This window comes from Pseudomonas sp. 05N36 (assembly GCF_056397385.1).
The window spans coordinates 153366-173932 of sequence record NZ_JBFTNH010000011.1 but is presented as its reverse complement, the minus strand read 5'-3'; the positions used below and the strand labels follow the sequence as shown (position 1 = coordinate 173932).

At 59.6% G+C, this 20567-nt stretch carries 18 protein-coding genes and 1 pseudogene; 14 read left to right on the top strand and 5 right to left on the bottom strand.

From position 1 onward, the window contains the following. Together AC1DIH_RS15985 and AC1DIH_RS15980 are read left to right on the top strand one after the other, a co-directional pair. A pseudogene (locus AC1DIH_RS15985) lies at window positions 1-311 on the top strand (hypothetical protein); the annotation flags it as partial. Window positions 312-755: 444 nt separating this feature from the next. After that, entirely contained in the window at window positions 756-1145 is a 390-nt protein-coding gene (locus tag AC1DIH_RS15980; protein ID WP_477772417.1) for a hypothetical protein, read from the top strand. 374 nt (window positions 1146-1519) lie between these two features. Here the strand turns inward: AC1DIH_RS15980 and AC1DIH_RS15975 are convergent, their stop codons facing one another. Then, on the bottom strand, window positions 1520-2131 hold the full coding sequence (locus AC1DIH_RS15975; RefSeq protein WP_477772416.1) for a hypothetical protein: 612 nt from the start codon (window positions 2129-2131) through the stop codon (window positions 1520-1522). Window positions 2132-2652: 521 nt separating this feature from the next. On the opposite strand from AC1DIH_RS15975, the gene AC1DIH_RS15970 reads away from it, so the two are divergent. Next, window positions 2653-2880: a hypothetical protein gene (locus AC1DIH_RS15970; protein ID WP_103315127.1), complete on the top strand. Its 228-nt coding sequence runs from the start codon at window positions 2653-2655 to the stop codon at window positions 2878-2880. A gap of 212 nt (window positions 2881-3092) precedes the next feature. On the opposite strand, the gene AC1DIH_RS15965 is transcribed toward AC1DIH_RS15970, so the two are convergent. The 3 genes from AC1DIH_RS15965 to pdxR form a co-directional block, all read right to left on the bottom strand. Beyond that, on the bottom strand, window positions 3093-4358 hold the full coding sequence (locus AC1DIH_RS15965; RefSeq protein ID WP_477772415.1) for an MFS transporter: 1266 nt from the start codon (window positions 4356-4358) through the stop codon (window positions 3093-3095). Between the two features lie 38 nt (window positions 4359-4396). Then, window positions 4397-5467 (bottom strand): sugar phosphate isomerase/epimerase family protein, encoded by a 1071-nt coding sequence (locus AC1DIH_RS15960; protein WP_477772414.1) that lies wholly within the window; start codon window positions 5465-5467, stop codon window positions 4397-4399. Window positions 5468-5579: 112 nt separating this feature from the next. Then, complete coding sequence (gene pdxR / locus AC1DIH_RS15955; RefSeq protein WP_477772413.1) at window positions 5580-7088, bottom strand: MocR-like pyridoxine biosynthesis transcription factor PdxR; 1509 nt, start codon at window positions 7086-7088, stop codon at window positions 5580-5582. 246 nt (window positions 7089-7334) lie between these two features. Here pdxR and AC1DIH_RS15950 point away from each other — a divergent pair, with 246 nt between their 5' ends. The 7 genes from AC1DIH_RS15950 to AC1DIH_RS15920 all read left to right on the top strand — a co-directional run bounded on the left by AC1DIH_RS15950 (window position 7335) and on the right by AC1DIH_RS15920 (window position 13733). After that, on the top strand, window positions 7335-8315 hold the full coding sequence (locus AC1DIH_RS15950) for a quinone oxidoreductase family protein (RefSeq protein ID WP_477772412.1): 981 nt from the start codon (window positions 7335-7337) through the stop codon (window positions 8313-8315). A gap of 14 nt (window positions 8316-8329) precedes the next feature. After that, the gene (locus tag AC1DIH_RS15945) at window positions 8330-9178 is read left to right on the top strand and encodes a TauD/TfdA dioxygenase family protein (RefSeq protein ID WP_477772411.1); all 849 of its coding nucleotides are present in this window, start codon (window positions 8330-8332) and stop codon (window positions 9176-9178) included. A gap of 86 nt (window positions 9179-9264) precedes the next feature. Beyond that, window positions 9265-10317 (top strand): beta-keto acid cleavage family enzyme, encoded by a 1053-nt coding sequence (locus AC1DIH_RS15940; RefSeq protein ID WP_477772410.1) that lies wholly within the window; start codon window positions 9265-9267, stop codon window positions 10315-10317. 92 nt (window positions 10318-10409) lie between these two features. Then, window positions 10410-11741: an MFS transporter gene (locus AC1DIH_RS15935; protein WP_477772409.1), complete on the top strand. Its 1332-nt coding sequence runs from the start codon at window positions 10410-10412 to the stop codon at window positions 11739-11741. After that, window positions 11738-12403: a DsbA family oxidoreductase gene (locus AC1DIH_RS15930; RefSeq protein WP_477772408.1), complete on the top strand. Its 666-nt coding sequence runs from the start codon at window positions 11738-11740 to the stop codon at window positions 12401-12403. Before AC1DIH_RS15935 ends, AC1DIH_RS15930 begins: the two co-directional genes overlap by 4 nt. Next, window positions 12400-12726 carry a Rieske (2Fe-2S) protein gene (locus AC1DIH_RS15925; RefSeq protein ID WP_477772407.1) on the top strand — a complete coding sequence of 109 codons (327 nt, stop codon included), beginning with the start codon at window positions 12400-12402 and terminating at the stop codon, window positions 12724-12726. Before AC1DIH_RS15930 ends, AC1DIH_RS15925 begins: the two co-directional genes overlap by 4 nt. Next, a complete protein-coding gene (locus AC1DIH_RS15920) occupies window positions 12723-13733 on the top strand; it encodes a YeiH family protein (protein WP_477772406.1) in 1011 nt (336 codons plus the stop codon). Before AC1DIH_RS15925 ends, AC1DIH_RS15920 begins: the two co-directional genes overlap by 4 nt. 162 nt (window positions 13734-13895) lie before the next feature. On the opposite strand, the gene AC1DIH_RS15915 is transcribed toward AC1DIH_RS15920, so the two are convergent. Continuing rightward, entirely contained in the window at window positions 13896-14948 is a 1053-nt protein-coding gene (locus AC1DIH_RS15915) for an AraC family transcriptional regulator (protein ID WP_477772405.1), read from the bottom strand. Window positions 14949-15301: 353 nt separating this feature from the next. Between AC1DIH_RS15915 and AC1DIH_RS15910 the strand changes: the two genes are divergently transcribed. From AC1DIH_RS15910 to AC1DIH_RS15895, 4 genes are all read left to right on the top strand, one after another. Further along, on the top strand, window positions 15302-15868 hold the full coding sequence (locus AC1DIH_RS15910; RefSeq protein ID WP_477772404.1) for an RBBP9/YdeN family alpha/beta hydrolase: 567 nt from the start codon (window positions 15302-15304) through the stop codon (window positions 15866-15868). Window positions 15869-15996: 128 nt separating this feature from the next. Further along, window positions 15997-18012, top strand: a complete 2016-nt coding sequence (locus AC1DIH_RS15905) for a DUF1302 domain-containing protein (RefSeq protein ID WP_477772403.1) — start codon at window positions 15997-15999, stop codon at window positions 18010-18012. A gap of 40 nt (window positions 18013-18052) precedes the next feature. After that, entirely contained in the window at window positions 18053-19411 is a 1359-nt protein-coding gene (locus AC1DIH_RS15900) for a DUF1329 domain-containing protein (protein WP_477766289.1), read from the top strand. A gap of 71 nt (window positions 19412-19482) precedes the next feature. After that, window positions 19483-20556: a WD40/YVTN/BNR-like repeat-containing protein gene (locus AC1DIH_RS15895; protein WP_477772402.1), complete on the top strand. Its 1074-nt coding sequence runs from the start codon at window positions 19483-19485 to the stop codon at window positions 20554-20556. The last annotated feature ends 11 nt before the right edge of the window (window positions 20557-20567 follow it).

Here is a 20567-nt window from a genome sequence, read left to right as displayed (position 1 = left end):
GGCTTGGGGTAGAGATAGACTTTTTCGACTTTTGCGTCGGGACGCATCATGAGGTGCTGGCTCCGGAAAGGAATCGGAAGCACAGCATTGGGGATCAGGTGGCGGCTTTGAATGTGAGGTTCATGGAGCGTTTACGCTGGTCGGCCGCCAATGGCAAGAACGAATTGAGAACTGATGGAGTGCGTTTGCCAGATGTCTACACCTACAAGTTGATCGATGCCGACACGGTGCATTACGTGAATGTGGCGTCAGACCCTTCCGGCGATTGCCAGGAAGATTATGAGTTCACTGAGCGTCGCATTCGCGGTTAAGCCTGCCTGTACGAGCAGCCATAGAGCTGCGCGGGTGACGTACATCTAAAAGGGGTGACACCGTTTGCGCTGTCGAACTTGTGGGTGGCGCGTAGATATTTACTGACGAGTGCGAGAGAGGTGCGCCCGTAATGTGGGGAACGGTTACCGCGAGGTGCTCGCAGTGGCTAAAAACACAGAAATGAGCGAGTGACCTGATCGTCTTTGATTGATTCACCGCGTTCAAGATCGGCAGAGGCTGGAGTCAGCCAGAAATACATGACTACTTCAGACCCTCCCTGGCTGTTGCGGCTCTTTCATTGGTTCGTGACGGCTTGATCAGACTTGACGATACTGTGTACCCAAGGGCCAATTCACTCTGCATCAACTACTGAGCCATCAGGCTTATGCCCTGAGAAGTTTTATTCGTTAAGTTAATCAGGGCCTTTGTTCGCATGATTCATCATGTTGCTGGTAATTAATTTCAAGTTATTGCCGCTGCGTCACTTTTTTGTTAGATTGCGCGCCTCAAAAAATAACCAGGGACGTGTTATGTTTTTTATTATTTGGCAAGGCTGGGGTGTTCTTTCGATTCTTATCCCGCTGCTCTGTATTGTGCCTTTCGCTGGGCTCTTCAATGGGCTCGGGCTGGGTGTCGGTCTATTGGTTGGTGCGGCCGCCAACGCCTATATTGGCCACAAGCTGAATAACCAGCCGGGCAAAACCTACATAGATAAAAACACGGGTGGCGAAGTGATCTTTCGCAAGAAACACACGTTGTTTTATGTGCCCATGCAGTATGTGTCAGTGCTGTGGGCCGTGGTGGGTGTATTTGCGTTGTTTAGTGCGCTCTAAGGAAGGACTGAAGTATCTACCGATTTTTATGCCCTCGCTACTTGAGGTTCAAAAAATCATGAGTTGGTCGAAAAACAGATCTTTCCTGTCCTTAACTCATGGATTTTTCCTCTAGTCGTACTGTTTCAGGGGGATTGGTCCACGCTACGGACGCTTACCCACTTCGGTGTCACCCGTATCGCCGCAGACGTAAGTTTCTTCGCCATGAAGCGACTGATCGAGCTGTGTCACGTTCGCCAAATTGTTTGCGCATTGCGAAAGCCATCAGGTACATGCCATCCGATCTACTGATTGACGCCGGGCGTTGAACATGGGACTCGGGGGCATGTTTTACTCTGGTCACGTAAACGTCTAGCCAGTAGGCATCAGCGTGCTTATTCCACAATCGTATGTACATCCTCCTCGCTCAAACAGACCGACAACTGCTGACCTTCCTTGCTGAAGGCGCAATGGGGCAATGCCTGCTGCTTCAGGAAGGCCAGTGGCACGGCTATAAAAAATGCGCTCAACGCTGCTGCAGCCACGGTTTTCCCGAATATTTTCAGCCCGGAGAGTGACGCGTTTCTGGACGCCGTTTTTGCCCTGGAACGGGCATACAAACCGCTGGCCAGGATCGCTGCGCGGATCAGCATGGCAATCGTGATATCGGCCTGTACGGGGCTGTAAATCAGATTGCCGTTGGCATCGTCCGGGTAGTTCAATTGCCACCAGCCACCGATGCACAGCGGCACAAGCCCGGCGGTGATCCAGGCGAGGATCGACCCCGGCAGCCGTAGCAGGATGGCCACTATCAGGCCGAGGGTGGCAACGGCCCAGCCGCTGAGAAACAGTTGGGTGGACATGGCACCGCCGAACAGGGTACCGCCAACATCCTTGGGCGTCAGAAGGGTCCAGTCGTAGAAAACGATGTGCAGTAGCACAACCCCTACGGCAATCCAGCTCATCGGGAAGTAAAGCCATAACCATCGGGTGTTGGAGCGAAGCATTGTCTTACTCATGCTGGGGGACGAGAACGTGTCAGAGATGTGCATGAATGAGAGAGGGTGCCAGGCATCAGCACTATCGCTGAACGTGTGGCGTTCAGATTCGGAATATCACACATCTTCCTTTTTGTGTTTTGGGCACCAGTTTGTAGTGTGCTCTTGCGCATTATATATGCATGTTGATCCGGTGAGGGTTGAACGCTTGAGCGTACTTTCAGGCGAGAGGACATGCGGCCTTCACAGCCCTTTGTCGAACTGAAGTGCCATGGCGCATTATCATGCTCACCGAGCCCTACACGCCTGTTTCCTGTCCTCTGCCGAGTTCATCGTCCAAGGTCCTGGTCGGTGCCAAATCCGCTGCTGACTCACAGTGAAGTCCTTTCCCGCTTAATGCGAGGTCAGCACGACCGAAAAGCCCTGCAGGCTTACGCTTGCAGGGCTTTTCTCGTTTTCGGCCCCAGGGAGCATGAGTCATTTAAGTTGGGATTGATCTACGCTTAATGCTCTACAGAGAGGGTTGCGTCATGAGCGAAGATCGAGTGGTTGCGCTTGAGATAGCGCTTAAAACGGTAATGGCCGTCGCTGGGCGACAAGGCGTGGCAGCCGACGAGCTGTGCAGGAAGTCAATTCGCGCAATCATTAGTGACCCCGAGTTTAATTGGGTCAAGCCCGACCATGCTGAAGATGCCATCGCCGAGATTGAAATGGCTCAAGCTGCCATTGCGCATCTGTCTCTACCCTCGGCGAAATAAGCGGGTGTGGATCGGGCAGAAGCTCGTTTGAGTTGATCGATCATCGTGGTCGGTAGACCGCGTGGCGTCAGCGTGACCGTCCGGATAGCTTCCGGCCGCGACGTGAATACTCACGTGGATAACGAGGTTGCTGCAGGGGCGATCCGCTGCCCATGCAGCACCTGTTTCAGGACGAGGCACTACGGCCCGGTTTCCGCTAACCGCGCCGATGTTCAGGTTCGCGCTGCGCTGACTTCGCCGGTGGTCGTGGCGTTATTGCGGACAGCCTGATACAGCAGGCTGGACACCATGAACCCAAGAATGGCCAATACGCTCATCAAACTGAAGACATAGTTGTAGCCTTGCTGGCCGGGGAAATGGTCGAGGATTGCACCATAGATGACGTAGGCGAACATGCCTGGCGCATAGCCGATCAGACAACCAATACCGAAGGCTGAGCCTGTGATGTGCTGGGGAATGCCGATTTCACCCATGGGTGCCCAGAACACGCCGCGCATGGAGAAAACTATCAGCGCGAAGGAGAGGGTGGCCGCCATGCCTGCGTAGATGAAACTCGGGCTTTTCGGGATGAGCATGATCACGGCCATCAGCGGCAGCAAAGCCAGGAACGCCCATTTCAGATAGCGGCTGGTGCTCTTGAATTGTTTGTCGGCAATGAAGCCTCCGGCAGGCCCGCCGAGGATCTTGAGAAAGTACTGATTGATGATGCCGTAAGCGCCCACCAGTGCCACGGGCAGTTCGTACATGTCCTTGAGGTAGGGAATGAAATAGGTCAGGCCGCAGTAGACGATGTAGACCATGAACACGTTGAGGCTGACCAGCCAGATACCTGGGACCTTGATGGCCTCGAGCAGGTTCGACAGACCGTTCTTCGGCTTGGCGGTCGACTGCGCGGTGCCGCCCTTGAGCAGGAACCAGGTCAGGGTGCCGGCAAGAATGTCGATGACCGAGTAAAACAGGATTGCCGATTTCAGACCGGCCTCACCGGAACCCATGGCGACGAAGACGCCCAGCGCAGAAAAGGCGACCAGGGTATCAATGACGCCACGCCCGCCTTCCAGAAGACCGAACAACCGACCCTGTTCCTGATCGTCACCCAGGTTGCGGATGGCCTTGAGCAGTGAAGGCCAAAAGATGCAATCGGCGCAGACGGCCAACAGGCTGAACACGATCAGCAGATTGCTGAAGGGTGGGAAGGTCGCAAGGTAGAGCCCCAGGCTGCCGGTGCCGAGCAGGCCAATGGGAATCAGCTTGCGTGTGTCGTATCGGTCCGCCAGCAGGCCGCCGACGACAAACAGCGCGGTGGCGATAATGGCGTTGGCGCTCAGTAGCAAGCCGATTTCAGTATGGGTCAATCCCATGAACGTTTGCATCGGCACATAGAAGGCGTCCTTGAGGTTCGCCAGCTTGTAGATGGTGCCGCCACCGAGGATGAGAATCAGGAATCTGAGCCATTTGGCCTTGTCACGAGTTGTCATTATTGTTCTCCAGGCGTAATCGGGTAGTAACGTCAGGTTCAGGCGTTTGCGCGGTTATCCAGGGTCAGTTCGGCCAGGGTCCGGAACTCGGCCAGCAGACCTCGAACATAGGCAACCTGGTTGTTCGCCCAGCGGTGTTCATCGGCCAGCATTCGCTCCAGCGAGTAGCCGACTGGCAGCGGCGTTTCACTCATTTCCCGATAGGCAATGAACGGGTCGGCGGCCTCGAAGGTCTGGCGGAATGCCGGGGCGACGTAGTGGTTTTCCTGCTCGAGGATGAATGCAATCACTTGCGGGGTTGATTCGCCGAGCATCAGCAATTCGAACAACATGCGTGCGCTGGGCAGGTCATCTTCGTCACAGCCCTGCAGCACGCCGTAATGGCCGAAGCCGTTTTGCTCGGGGACGATGCGCACGCCCTTGAGGTGGGTCTGGCGTATGTGCGGCGCCAGGGTACGGAGCGCCGGCAGGGGCTGTTCGCAGGCGTTGATCATGTTGCCGAAGTCGAACAAGGCATGCAGTCGAGGATGGTCGAGGCGGTTCAGCAGGTGCGCGATTTCGGCACTCTTGAGTTCTTCATGCTGCTCGAAGTCGAAGAACAGATCGTGCTCGTCAGCTTGCTGCGCGAGGTAATGCAGGTCTGATTCGATCACGTCCATGACCCGTGACAGCGCTCCCTCGTAGCGCGAGTAAACACGAATGTTGCGCACCCCGAGGGCCTTGGCGATGCCGATAACCTGATCGACATCTTTTTTCAGGGTGCTGCTGATTTCCAGGTGCACATCCAGCCCGAGCGCATGGGCCTTTTCGGCAAACGCTCGAAGTTGCGCGGGTGTCATTTGACTCAGGCTGTTTTCCTCACCGTCGAGCAAGTGCAGGCTTAGCCCCTGCAACTCGTGGCGATAGGCGAAGTCCAGCAGGTCGGCAGGCGTGACACGGCCATGGGTGAGGTTGGTCAGCAAGGGGTAGGCATGGGCAAACAGGCGCACCTGTCCAAGTCGGTCGAGCAACTGGCGGGCCAGTGCTTCAGTCAGTGCGGGAGGTGCCCCGGCCTCGACAGCCTTGTGGCTGAGCAAGGCATGGAATCGTTCCTGGATCTTATTGTTCATTCGAGTCATTCCTGGTTCAGACGCCGGGTCTGCCGGCGCAGCCTTTATCGCGCCAGTCAGGAACTCTCGATAGATCCATTATCAGTTAAATCATAAGACCACTTGCCTTGCCTCAAGTGGCCTGCTGCAGGTAGCCCATGTCGGACAAGGCCTGGGCCAGTGCTTCGACGCGCTCCTCGGCCTGGCTTTCAGGCGTGCCGGCAAAGCCGATCAACAGGGCCGGTGGCAGGACATGTTCAAGGCAGTAGTCGCTCAGGGCATACGTGTGGATGTTGTGCCGGGCCAGTTCCTTGGCGATGGCATCGTCATCCAGCTCTGCCGGCAGCCAGGCGATCAGGTGCATGCCGGCTTCCACCGGGGTGATCTTGAAGAAACCGCCCAGCCGTTGCTGCAGCTGCTCGACCAGTGCTTTCTGGCGAGCCTGGTACAGCGCACGCATACGGCGGATATGCCCAAGGAAGTGGCCTTCGCGCATGAAGTCTGCCGTCACGGCCTGGAGCAGCGTGGGCGGGCTGCGATCCATGACCGCCCGCAAGGTACAGAAGGGTTCGATCAAGGCCTGCGGCAGTATCACGTAACCCAGTCGTAGCGAGGGGAAGAGCACTTTGCTGAACGTTCCGACATAGATCACCCGAGCCCATTGATCCATCGCATAGAGCGCAGGCAGGGGGCGGCCGTTGTAGTGAAACTCACTGTCGCAGTCGTCCTCGATGATCCAGCTTTGGTTGTGCGCAGCCCAGTCGATGAGTTCCTGGCGCCGCGCATAACTCATGGTGACGCCCAGGGGATGCTGGCGAGACGGCGTGGTAAACACCAGGCGGGCGTCTGGGCACTGAGCCAGGCCTTGCTGGATGTCGATCCCCTGTTCGTCGATACGCAACGGGACCACCAGACCACCCTGGGCCTGGAGCGCGATTCGCGCCGCGATATGCCCCGGATCCTCCATCCACACGCTGTCCTGTGGATTGAGCAACAGCATGCCCAGCAGGTTAAAGGCTTGCTGGGCGCCGGAAATGATGACCACCTGCTCAGCACTGCAGTCGATGCCTCGGGCATCAAAGACGTATTCGGCAATCGCCTTGCGCAGAGCCAGCAAGCCTTGCAGTTCGCCATAGCCGAGCATGGCCTTGGTCGGCTTGTGCAGGTGGCGGTTCATCAGGCGCTTCCAGATGTGTTGCGGGAACGCGTCGTAAGTGCTGTGGCTGGGCAGAAACGAGGTAGGGCTTGCCGGATCCCAGTCGGCATAGCTAACTCCTCGAAAATGATCGCTGCGCAACGACAGCATGGACTGGCTCAGATCGGACAGGCGGGGGGGCTGGCGCTGCCGTTCATCGTCGGCCACTCCGCGGTTTTCCCACTCATTGCCGACATAGGTACCGGCCCCGGTCCGTGACGCCAGAAAACCTTCGGCAATCAGTTGATCGAAGGCATTGAGGATGGTGATCCGCGACAGTGCGAGCTCTTTGCTCAAGGTCCGGGTTGACGGCAGGCGCACGCCCCCTTGAATTCTTCCACTGAGAACCTGTTGGCGAATCTGCAAATAGAGTTGGCGGTACAGGGGGATGGAGCTGGCACGGTCCAGCTCAATACCCGACAGCAGCAAACCTGCAGGGGATTTCATGACTTGCTCGTCTGGATGGGGAGTGGTTTGACCTGGAACACCGTCAGGCCCCGAGGTGCGCAAGGGTATCGAGAGGCACTGGATAAGTCATCCATCGCAGGCGTTGATGCCGCGCCCCGGGCAGCTGTCACGAAATGAAAAGCCATTGTCGTCTGATGAGAAGCGGCCCGCCAGGCTGCGTCCTAGAGTCCAGTCAGCGCAAATCGACGCAGCATGCCAACCTTGCAGACTGGAGAATAAGACAACATGGCCAAAGCCGTACGCTTCTACGAAACCGGTGGTCCCGACGTTCTTCGTTATGAAGAGGTCGAAGTTGGTGAACCCGGTCCAGGCCAGGTCCGTCTTCGTCATGTAGCGGTTGGCCTGAACTATGCCGACACCTACTTTCGCAATGGCACCTACCCGATCCCGATGCCCAGTGGCATGGGGGTTGAAGCGTCCGGTGTGGTCCAGGCCATCGGCGAGGGGGTTACCAACGTACAGGTCGGCGACCGCGTCACCTATACCGGGTTTCTCRATACATTGGGTGCCTACAGCACCGAGCGGCTGATCCCCGCCGCGCCGCTGATCAAGCTGCCGGAAACCATCAGTTTCGAGACGGCCGCGGCCATGACCATGCGCGGCCTGACATCGTCGTACCTGATGCGACGCATTTACGATTTCAAGGCCGGCGACAGCATTCTGCTACACGCTGCTGCCGGTGGTGTGGGCCTGATCGTTTCGCAGTGGGCCAAGCTGCTCGGCCTGACGGTCATCGGTACCGTATCCACCGAGGTCAAGGGTGAAATCGCTCGGGCTCATGGCTGCGACCATGTCATCAATTACAGCCATGAAGACGTCGCCCAGCGCGTTCGCGAATTGACTGATGGCGTTGGGGTCAACGTGGTGTTCGACAGTGTCGGCAAGAATACTTTCATGGGCTCCCTGGATTCGCTCAAGCGCCGCGGCCTGATGGTGTGTGTCGGCACGGCGTCCGGCCCGATCCCGGCGTTCGATCCGGTGCTGCTGGCGATGAAAGGCTCGCTGTTCATGACCCGCCCGGCTCTGGCGGACTACATCGCCGACCCGGCGGAAAAAGCCGCCCTGGCAGGTGAACTGTTCGACCTCGTCGGCAGCGGTCGAATCAAGATCGAGATTAACCAGCACTATGCCTTGCAGGATGCCGTGCAGGCTCATCGCGACCTGGAGTCACGCAAGACCACGGGTTCATCCATCTTCGTCATTTAAGGGAGTCGCCCTCCATGAAAGTCGAACAGTTGACCTGCAGCATTGGCGCGGAACTGATGGGTGTGAACCTCGCCGACGCCCTCCATGACGACGGTCTTTTTGCCGAGATTCGGGTTCAGTTGCTCAAGCATCGAGTGGTGTTCCTGCGTGATCAGGACATCAGCCGCGCCGAGCACGTGGCCTTCGCCCGTCGCTTCGGCGAGCTGGAGGATCATCCGGTGGCTGGCAGTGACCCGGATCATCCAGGCCTGGTGCGCATCTACAAAAGTCCGGACCAGCCGGTGGACCGCTACGAGAATGCCTGGCACACCGATGCGACCTGGCGCGAGGCGCCGCCGATGGGCTGTGTATTGCGCTGTGTAGAGTGCCCGCCCGTGGGCGGCGACACCATGTGGGCCAACATGGTGGAGGCCTACGGGCGCTTGCCGGATGACATCAAGGTGAAGATTGCCGATCTGCGCGCCCGCCACAGTATCGAAGCGAGCTTTGGTGCCGCCATGCCGATCGAAAAACGCCTGGCGCTCAAGGCGATGTACCCGGATGCCGAGCATCCGGTGGTGCGTACCCACCCGGAAACCGGGGAAAAGGTGCTGTTCGTCAATGCCTTTACCACCCACTTGAGTAACTACCACACCCCTGAGCGGGTACGTTTTGGCCAGGACGCCAACCCCGGCGCGAGCGAGTTGCTGCGCTACCTGATCAGCCAGGCGTACATCCCCGAGTATCAGGTGCGCTGGCGCTGGAAACCCAACAGCATCGCCATCTGGGACAACCGCAGCACCCAGCACTACGCCGTCATGGATTACCCGCCGTGCCACCGCAAGATGGAGCGTGCCGGGATCATCGGCGACAAGACTTTCTGATCGACCGTCTCTGCATTCGTACTTGCTACAGGCTCGCCCGGCACGTCCCCGGCGTGGGCGTACAACCATAATAAAAGGAGTAACTCATGCAATTCTTCGACGATTCCCTGCACCCGGAAAACATGGAAAAAGTGGTCATCACCGTGGCCCCGTATGGCCCTGAGTGGATGCCGGAAGACTTTCCCGAAGACATCCCGCTGACCATGGATGAGCAAGTGCAGAAGGCGGTCGATTGCTATGAGGCGGGTGCCACGGTGTTGCACTTGCATGTGCGCGAACTGGACGGCAAGGGTTCCAAGCGCCTGTCCAAATTCAACGAGTTGATCGCCGGTGTGCGCGAAGCCGTGCCGGACATGATCATCCAGGTCGGTGGTTCGATTTCCTTCGCGCCCGAAAGCGATGGTGAAGCCGCCAAGTGGCTGTCTGACGATACGCGCCACATGCTGGCGGAGCTGACGCCAAAACCGGATCAGGTCACGGTGGCCATCAACACTACCCAGATGAACATCATGGAGCTGCTGTATCCGGAATACCTGGAAGGCACGTCCCTGGCGAATCCGGCCTATCAGGCAGCCTACAGCGAGATGACCGTGCCAGCAGGCCCGGCCTGGGTCGCGGAGCATTTGCGGCGGCTGATGGCGGCGGGCGTGCAGCCGCATTTCCAGCTAACCGGCATGCATGCCATGGAAACCCTGGAGCGCCTGGTGCGCAAGGGCGTGTACATGGGGCCGTTGAACCTGACCTGGATCGGCATCGGCGGCGGTTTCGATGGCCCCAATCCGTTCAACTTCTTCAACTTTGTTCACCGCGCGCCGGACGGCTGCACCCTGACCGCCGAATCGCTGCTCAAGAACGTGCTGCCGTTCAATGTCATGGCGCTGTCCATGGGGCTGCACCCACGCGTGGGTATTGAAGACACGATCATTGATCAGAAGGGCAAGCGTTTCAGCTCCGTGCAGCAGATCGAGCAAACCGTGCGTGTCGCCCATGAGCTGGGGCGCGAAATCGCCAGCGGTAAAGAAGCCCGCGAGATCTACCGCATCGGTGTGCAGTACCAGAGTATCGAAGAAACCCTGTTGGCCAACGGCATGGCCCCCAACCGCAAGGCTGGCCAGAAAGGTGTGCCGCAACGCGGCTGACCGGCAACAAAGGCGGGAGGTCGATGGCCTTCCGTTCGCTGCATTGCAACACGCTCGATAACAACAATAAAACAAGGTTTCGAGGAGGCTGCATGGCCTTTCACCCAATCGCCGCGGACGATGACGACGCCAGTGGTGTCGGTATTGCGCGCACATATGCCTGGATTGTCTTTGCATTGACGTTCGGCCTGTTGATTTCCGATTACATGTCGCGTCAGGTGCTGAACGCGGTGTTCCCGATGCTCAAGGGCGAGTGGGCCCTGAGCGACGGTCAGCTCGGCCTGCTCAGTGGCATTGTCGCCTTGATGGTGGGGTTGCTGACATTTCCCCTGTCGTTGCTGGCGGATCGCTTCGGTCGGGTCAAGAGCCTGGCGTTGATGGCTCTGCTGTGGAGTCTGGCCACTTTGGGCTGCGCGCTCGCGCAGGACTACCAGCAGATGTTCATTGCCCGCTTCATGGTGGGCGTCGGCGAAGCGGCTTACGGCAGCGTTGGCATCGCGGTAGTGATTTCGGTGTTTCCCAAACACATGCGCGCAACGCTGGCCAGTGCCTTCATGGCAGGTGGGATGTTCGGCTCGGTGCTGGGCATGGCGCTGGGCGGTGTTATCGCGGCCAAACTGGGCTGGCGCTGGTCGTTCGCCGGCATGGCGCTGTTCGGCCTGTTGCTGGCGGTGCTTTACCCGATCATCGTCAAGGAAGCGCGCATCGCCCCGCAACGCGCGGCTCAAGCGGCGAACAAGGTGGCTGCAGCCGTCAAGCGCCCGCTGAGTACGCTGTGTTCCAGCCCTTCAGTGATCGCGGCCTATATCGGCAGTGGCTTGCAACTGTTCGTCGGCGGCACCGTGATTGTGTGGATGCCCAGCTACCTCAATCGTTATTACGACATGGCAACGGACAAGGCCGGCGGTGTCGCGGCGATCATTGTGCTGTGCAGCGGGGCGGGGATGATTCTGTGCGGCATGCTCAGCGACCGGCTGTGTCGGCACTCGCCGGAGCGCAAGGTCGCCCTGGCCATCGCTTTTTGCCTGGGTAGCTGCCTGCTGCTGTCGGCGGCGTTCGCCTTGCCGGCGGGGCCTGTGCAATTGGCGCTGATATGCCTGGGCATGCTGATYGCCGCCGGCACCACCGGACCTGCCGGGGCGATGGTTGCCAACCTGACCCACCATTCGGTCCACGGCACGGCCTTCGCCACGCTGACCCTGGCCAACAATATGCTCGGCCTGGCCCCGGGGCCATTCATCACCGGCAGGGTGTCGGACGTCATCGGCTTGCAGGCTGCTTTTCAATGGGTGCCGCTGGTCAGCATCGCGGCAGCGGCGGTGTTCTTTTATGCCAAGTGTCATTACCACAAGGATATCGCCCGGCTAGCGGGTGAGCGGGTCAACGATTCGATTAGTGAAGCTGTGTCAGAGGTGAAGGTGTGAGTGGTCGTTTACGGATTGACGTGTTCTTCGATTTTATCTGCCCGTGGTGCCTGATCGGTAAGCGCCAACTGGAGCACGCGCAGGACCTGCTGCGCATCCAGCAAGCGGGGGTGGAAATCACCACGGTGTGGCACGGGGTGCAGTTGTTGCCACAACTGCCGGTACAGGGTGAGCCCTTCACCGAGTTCTATCTCAAGCGTCTGGGCAGTGCTGAAGCCGTACGCATGCGTCAGGCCCAGGTGCAGCAGGCCGCGATGGCGGTGGGAGTGCCCATCGACCTGAACCGCATCGCCACCATGCCCAATACTGCTGATGCCCATCGCTTGCTGGAGCGTGCCACTGTGCTGGGCAGTACGGCACAACGTGATGTCTTGCTTGAGCGTCTGTTCGCTGCGTACTTCCAGTACGGCGAGGACCTGGGTTGTCATGAGACCTTGATCGCCATCGCCCGGGCGTGTGGCTTCGACGCGGGTGCCGTGGCTGACTGTCTGCAAGGTGACGGCGATCCTTACGTCGGCAACGAGGCAGGCGCTGGCAGCGGTGTGCCGTGTTTTCAATTCGACCGCCGTCTGACGGTGGTCGGCGCGCAGCCTGCCGACGTACTGTTTGGCGCCATGGGCGAAGCCTTGCTCGATAGCCATCGCTCACGGCTGCCAGCATGAGTCGGCGTGTACCCGTGCCCGCCGGAAAACTCCCGCAGGCGGGTGGCCGTGCGCTAATTGAATTCGAGAGTAAAAGCCTGGCGTTGTTCAACATCGAGGGCGACTTGTTCGCCATCGACGACAGCTGCCCGCATCAGGGCGCCTCGCTGTGCGGCGGACGCCTTGAGGGGAGGGTGATTCAATGCGGCGCCCATGGCCTGCGCTTCGATCTGCGCAGCGGTTACCTGCTCAATTCAACCCAACTCAAAGTCACCAGCTATCCGGTCGAGGTCGTCGACGGCCAGGCATTTATCGTCATAGTTTCTGAGGAATCCGCGCCATGAGCACTATCGCTCTCACCCATATCCATAGCCGAACGCGCGAATTGGCACCGGGGTTCATCGTCAGTCTGATCGTTGCGGCGGCAGCCTCCTTTTTATCCGAGCATTACGGTGCGCCGGTGATGCTGTTCGCATTGTTGCTGGGCATGGCGCTCAACTTCCTGGCCAGTGACGGCGCGTGCAAGGCCGGCATCGAGTTCACGGCGCGTACCGTGTTGCGCATTGGTGTGGCCCTGTTAGGCATGCGCATTACCCTCGAACAGATCGCCGCGTTGGGCTGGAAGCCTTTTGCTCTGGTGGTGATTCTGGTGGTGGTGACGATCAGTGTCTCGGTGGTGGCGGCCAAGGCGCTGGGCTTTCAGCGCTTGTTCGGCATGCTCACCGGTGGGGCTACCGCAATCTGTGGCGCCTCGGCTGCGATGGCGCTGGCGGCGGCGCTGCCCAATCATCCGCAGAAAGAACGCGCCACGCTGTTCACCGTCATTGGGGTGTCGGCGCTGTCCACCACGGCGATGATCCTTTACCCGATGATTGCCAACTGGCTGTCGTTGTCGCCACAAGTTGCAGGGATGTTCCTGGGCGGTACCATCCACGATGTTGCCCAGGTAGTCGGTGCCGGTTACAGCCTGTCGACCGAGACCGGCGACATAGCCACTGTGGTCAAGCTGATGCGGGTCGCCATGCTGCTGCCGGTGATCCTCTGCGCCACCCTGATCACGCGTATGCAAGGCGCCGACACGTCCGGCAAACGGCCGCCGCTGCTGCCGTGGTTTGCCGTCGGTTTTCTGCTGCTGGCCTGTATCAACAGCACGGGATGGGTGGCGCCGGCGGTGCAGGGATCGGTCAACGAACTGTCGCGCTGGAGCCTGGTGGTTTCCATCAGCGCGCTGGGCATGAAGACCCAGCTCAAGGAGCTGGCCGCCGTCGGCATCAAGCCGATCCTGCTGATGGTGGGGGAGACGGTGTTTCTTGCGGTCCTGGTGTTGCTGTTGCTGGACTGGGGGCTCTAAGCCCGGCCAAGCCTCAATGCTGTCCAGTTGATACCCTGTGGCGAGGGAGCAAGCTCCCTCGCCACAGGGCTTTTGGGCGGTGTCATGAACATCGGTTCTTTCGCGGCGACTGTACCAGCAGTCGCCTTTTTTTTTGCAATCCCAGCGTCCAATTCAATGGGTTCAGGGTTTGATGGAACCGGGCAGTATGGTCGGGTTCATTGGTGCTTTGGCCGCCTGTTTTTGTGCGCTGCGCCACGCGGCGGGTGGCATGCCGAACTGGGTGATGAACCAGCGTGTGAAGGAGCTCGCCATGGAGTAGCCGAGCATGTCGGCGATGCGGCCCAGCGAATAATTCGGGTTTTCCAGGTAGCGCAGCACCAGGTCGCGGCGTACGTCGTTGATCAGGTCGTTGAAGGCGCAGCCGTCGTCTTTGAGGCGTCGCTGCAAGGTCCGAACATTCATGCCCTGGGTCTGGGCAATTTGCTCGATGGTGGCGCGTCCCATCGGCAACAGCAGGTAGATGGCTTTGCGCACCTCGAACAGCATCGACGGTCCTTCGTGGCTCAACAGTGAGTCGAGGTAACTCTGGGCGTAGCGAGCCATGGCTGGATCGGCATGGGGGTTGGTCATGTCGAGGCTGGCGTCGGAACAGACAATGCCATTGAACTCGCTGCCGAACTCCAGATTGCAGCCGAACAGACGACGATGCAGTTGCAGGTTGTCGGGGGGCTGGTGCGTGAAGTTGACGCTGTAGGGATGCCAGTGCGTACCGAGCAGAGCGGCGCACAGGCGGAACATCACGCCGATTGCCAACTCAGTGGCTTGTCGGCTGGGCATCGGTGATTCGGTGACCACCTCTTCGCGAATGATCACCATCTTGCCGGCCTCTTCGATGAAGATGGCCAGCGAGTCGTTCAGCAGATGACGGTAGTGCACCACGACTTGAAAAGCATCACGCAGCGTCCGCTGGTGGCTGAGCAGCAGGCTGACCACACCGAAGTCCGAGAGCTGGCGCGATTCGGCCATGCTCAGGCCGAAGCTCTGACAGCCGCTGGCGGCGGCCGACTCCTCCAGCAGACGCACGGCGGCATCGATGGGAATCCGGTGTTCAGGGGCTTGCAATTGGGCCTTGCTCAGGCCGACGACAGCCAGTAAGTCGCGCGGATTGAACCCCAGGTACTGACTGACCTCCAGGTAGTTGGTCAAGACGGCGGCGCGAACAAGCTTGGTCATGCGAAGGTCTTTCCTGGGCAGATTCCGATGGAAATGAGCGTGGCGACTATATCCAGCACATCATCAATTGAACAGTTATGACGTCATCGATGGCGCTCCTCCGGATCTGTCGGGATTGAGCACCGACTTATGCGGCAATCGACGCTGACCCGTTGATTACCGCGGTCTTGATCGGACCTGTCGGTTTTTTTACCAGCGGTCGCGCCACGCCAACGCCTGGAAATCTGTCATCAAAAGAAAAGTGACTGACGTCCAATGAAAAGCGCCTCGGGTGGGCGCTCTTTAATGTCAGTCCTACAAAAAGCCCCTGGCGATAGAGCCAGTCGAGTCATCGAGAAAGCGAAGGTGTTGATGTGGACAAACTGCAGACTGCCGCAACCGTTCTGATCGTACCGGGCCTGCGCGAGCACGTTGCCGAACATTGGCAAACGCTGCTTGAGGCCAGATTGAGCAAGGTGCGCAGTGTGCCGCCACTTGAAACCGACAAGCTCGACTGCGGCAAGCGGGTCCAGGCGATCCAGCAGGAACTTACGCAGATCGAAGGGCCGTTGATTCTGGTGGCCCACAGTGCCGGTGTGTTGATGGTCGCGCACTGGGCTGCGCAGCACAGCCGGCCGATCAAGGGCGCGCTGCTGGCCGCACCTCCGGATCTCGATGCCGATTGGCCGCCAGGCTACCCATCCGCTGAAACCCTGCGTACCCAGGGTTGGAATCCTCTACCCAAAGAGCCTCTGCCGTTCCGCAGCCTGATGGCCGCCAGTACCAACGACCACCTCGCCAGTCTGGAAGCCGTCACTCGTCTGGCTGAGGGCTGGGGCAGCGAACTGCTCAACCTGGGTGACGTGGGCCATCTCAATCCGGCGGCGGGCTATGGCCGCTGGCCGCAAGCCGAAGCACTCATCCTGGAGTTGGACCGCTAGTTCAGGCGCCGGTTGGCCGAAGGCCTTCGGCAATTGCCCTCATTCCTGAAAAACGCAAACCACTGGAACAAGCGGTTGCGTGAGGGCGGCTGCGCTTAAAACAACTACAAAAAAGCGGAGACAACGCAATGCACAACAATAAAAAGCGTCTCGGGTTCACACCCTCGCGTTACAGCGTGTTGGCCTCGACCATCCTGGCCGCCGCCATGCCGGCGGCGCATGCAGTCGAACTCGATACGGGTAACCCGGACTGGACCGCGCGTTTTGATAACACCGTCAAATACAACTACGGCGTGCGCACCGAAAACGCCGACAAGCGCATGTTGGGGACGCCGAACAACAACGATGGCGACTACAACTTCCGCAAGGCCGGAACCAACATCACTAACCGCATTGACCTGTTGACCGAGATGGACGTGGTCTACAAGAACAGCATGGGTTTTCGCCTCAGTGCTGCCAGTTGGTACGACAAGGCATATGAGAACACCGGTTCGAACGCCAATCCGTTCGTCAACGGCAACGACGCCAAGTCGGGTCTGGTCGCCAACGACCCACGCCTTGCCGCGGTCACCGGTGACAATGTCGGCAATGGCAGCCCCCACCTGAGCAACTACGCCCAGCGTTACTACACCGGTCCTTCCGGCGAAATCCTCGATGCCTTCGTGTTCTACAGCACCGAAGTGGGCGAGGAGTCGCTGTTGAGCGTCAAGGCCGGTCAGCACAACGTGTTCTGGGGTGAAACCATCCTCAACCCGGTGCATTCGATCAGCTATGGCCAGTCCGGCCTGGACCTGGCCAAACTGGCGGCATCGCCCGGTACCGAAGCCAAGGAACTGTTCGTTCCGCGTAACCAGCTGTCGATGTCGTTCACCGTCAATCCCGAGTTGACGGTGGGTGCCCAGTACTTCCTGGATTGGAATGCCGCCCGCCTGCCGGAGGCCGGTACCTACTACGGCGGTTCCGATCTGGTCGGTTTCGGTGCGCAGTCGTTCCTGCTGGGCAACACCAATGCCGTGGTACCCGGCAGCCCTCTGGGTTGTGGCCTGGCGCCGTGCAACGGGCTGACCAACGTGCGTCGTGGCCACGACCTGACGCCGGATAAAAGCGGAGACTGGGGCGTGATGGCCAAGTGGTCGCCTGCCTGGCTGGACGGTACGCTCGGCTTCTATTACCGCAAGACCTCGGACATTTTGCCTCAAGCCTGGTTGAACGCTACCGGGGTGACATCGGCCAATCCCAATGGAACCCGGCCTGCAGGCATGGTGCCGGCTGTCGTCAACACGCTTAATTCGTTGAGTACCAGCACCTATCAATTGGCCTATGCCGACAACATCCACATCTTCGGTCTGAGCCTGTCGAAAGAGATAGGCGGCGTCAGTGTCGGCTCCGACCTGAACATCCGTCACAACATGCCGCTGGCCAGCATCCCGGCGATTCTCAGTTCCACCGGACCGCTGGGACTGGGGGCCGGCCTGGGCCTGTTGCCGGCTCGTACGGCGCAGACCGGTATCGTCTATGACGTACCGGACAAGGGCGACAGCATGAGTGCCACCGGTGACACGTTGCACTGGACACTCAACGGCCTGATGACCCTGCCCAAGACGCCGGTGTTCGATTCGGCAACCCTGCTCACCGAGCTGTATTACAGCAACCTGCTCAAACTCGATAGCAAGAATCAGGCGCTCTACAAGGGCAACAGCAGTTACCGCGGCGTCGATGCGCCGACCCGGGACAACTGGGGCATTGCAGCCAACTTCACGCCGACCTGGTACCAGGTCTTCCCGGGTGTCGACTTCAACATGCCGATGTCCATCAACGTAGGGCTTGCCGGCGTTTCACCGGTGTCCGGTGGCGGTGCCAAAGACACCGGCAACTATGCGGTCGGCGTCGGGGCCGTTGTGTACAACAAATACTTTGTCGACCTGAAGTACGTGGATTCCTTCGGCAAGACCGACAAGTGTGACGTCAGCGGCGTCAGTACCGGCGCGGCCAATACCGGCAGCGGTGACGGCTCCACACCGAACGCCTTCAGCGGCAACGAAAACTACGCGTGTTTTGGCGGTGGCTACTCGGCCTTTTCCGGCGGTGGCGCAACCACCGCAGACCGTGGCGCGGTTTACCTGACGATGAAAACCACCTTTTGATTCACGAATGGCTTAGTCACCTGAGCAGGAGAATAACAACATGAAATTCGTGCGTACTTTGCTGGGCGTTTCCCTGGCCATGGCGGTTGCCGCTCAGGCACAGGCCGCTGTATCGACTCAGGAAGCCGCCAGGCTGGGCAGCAGCCTGACCCTGGTCGGGGCTGAAAAAGCCGGGAATGCCGAGGGTTCCATTCCTGCCTACTCGGGTGGCTTGACCACGCCGCCGGCCAGTTTCAAAACCGGTGACAGCATGCGCCCGGACCCTTTTGCCGACGAAAAACCACTGCTGGTGATCGACGGCAAAAACGTCGATCAGTACAAGGGCCAACTCACGGCGACCACCGTGGAACTGGCCAAGCGTTTCCCCACTTTCCACGTCAATGTCTATCCAACCCACCGTACCGTCGCACTGCCCAAGGCCGTGCTGGACAATGGCGTGAAAAATGCCACCGGCGCCAAGTCCCTCGAGGGCGGACTGGCGATCGACAACGTGCTGCCGGGTGTGCCGTTTCCGATCCCGCAGTCGGGCAATGAGGCGATGTGGAACTTCCTGCTGCGCTATCAGGGCGTCAGCATCAACTCCAAGTACGACTCGTGGAACGTCGACTCCGCGGGAGTGCCGAGCCTGGCAACCACCGGGCAGGCGTTCATTTCCTATCCGATCTACGAAAACCTGGCGCAGCCGATCAGCAGCGCCGACGTGTACTACCAGATGAAGCTGTCCTACACCGGCCCTGCGCGCCGGGCCGGCGAAGCGGTGATGCTCAAGGATGCCGCCAACCCGTTGCAGCAGCCACGTCGTGGCTGGCAGTACTTGCCTGGCCAGCGTCGGGTAAAACTGGCACCGAACCTGGCCTACGACACGCCTAACCCCGGCACTGCCGGTGCGGGCACTTACGACGATGTCTTTGTGTTCAACGGTGCACTCGACCGCTATGACTGGAAGCTGGTGGGCAAGCAAGAAATGATCGTGCCCTACAACACCTACAAGCTGACCTACGCCCAGGACCCCAAGTTACTGACCACCGCCAATCACCTGGCACCCGACTACGTGCGTTGGGAAAAACACCGGGTCTGGGTGGTGGAGGGCAACCTCAAGGCGGGTGCGCGGCACATCTATCAGAAGCGTCGTTTCTACCTGGATGAAGACAGCTGGACCGCTCTGGCCTCCGATCAGTACGACGCCCGTGGTCAGCTGTACCGAGGCTCCTTCGCGTTCCTCAGCCAAAGCTATGACAAGCAGATCCCGGATTCCACGCCCTTCATGATCTACGACCTGGTCGGTGGCTCCTACAACATCAACGGTGTGGTGGGGCCTTACGGCGGCATCAAGTACATCGATCCGCTCTCCAAGGCGCAGTGGTCGCCGGAGTCCCTGGCGGGGTCCGGCATTCGCTAAGCGAACACCTGGTTTGAACGTCGGGCTGCACGGTTGTGTGTCCCGGCGCGGCTATCCGAAGAGGACGCGGTATGTGTTCGTACAAAAGGTACCTGCAGTGGGCGCTGGGCATCTTGTTTGCAATGTTGCAGGGCCTGACCCAGGCGGCCGGTTATGTCGATGTGCTGGATCTGCCGGCCAGGGCCAGCGCCCTGGCGGTCAGCAGCCCGTTGTCAGGCATGGCGCGGGCGGGTGAGCGATTGGTTGCGGTCGGGCAACGTGGCCACATTCTCTATTCCGATGATTCTGGCAAACACTGGCAGCAAGCTGTGGTGCCGGTGAGTGCCGATCTCACGGCGGTGAATTTCCCTTCTGCCCTGCAGGGCTGGGCGGTCGGCAACGACGGCGTGGTGTTGCACAGCAGCGACGCCGGGGCAACCTGGCGCAAGCAACTGGACGGCCGCCAGATCGGTGCCTTGCTGGTCCAGCATTATGGGACGTTGGCCAGTGCAGAACCCGGCAACGAACAATGGCCACTGCTGGCTGCCGAAGGCCAGCGACTGGTCGAGCAGGGCGCTGATAAACCCTTGCTCGACGTCTGGTTCGCCAACGACCGCCTCGGCTATGTGGTCGGTGTGTTCAACCTGATCCTGCGTACCGAGGACGGTGGCCAGAACTGGGCACCGTTTCAGGATCGCACCGACAACCCGCAGGGCTTCCACCTCAACGCCATCGCCTCTACCGGCGATGGGGTGTACATCGCCGGTGAGCAGGGCCTGTTGCTCAAATGGGATGAGGCTCATCAACGCTTCGCCGCCGTGCAAACACCCTATCAAGGCAGTTTTTTCGGCGTGGTTGGCAAGCCCGGCGAAGTGATTGCCTATGGCTTGCGCGGCAACGTGTTGCGCAGCTCGGACGGCGGCCTCAGCTGGACTGCGCTCGACAGTGGCCTGCACGTCAGCATCACCGCCGGCATCGTCGACGGCAACGGTCATTACCGCTTGTTCACCCAGGGCGGGCAGAGGCTGGTCAGTCAGGGGACTGGCGCAGACATGCGCCTGGTGCGGCAACCCGAACCGTCACCGGTAGCCGGCGCTGCTCAGGCCGCCGATGGCGCGCTGGTGGTGGTTGGCAGTCGTGGTGCACAGGCACTGCCCAAAGAATAAGACCTCGAACC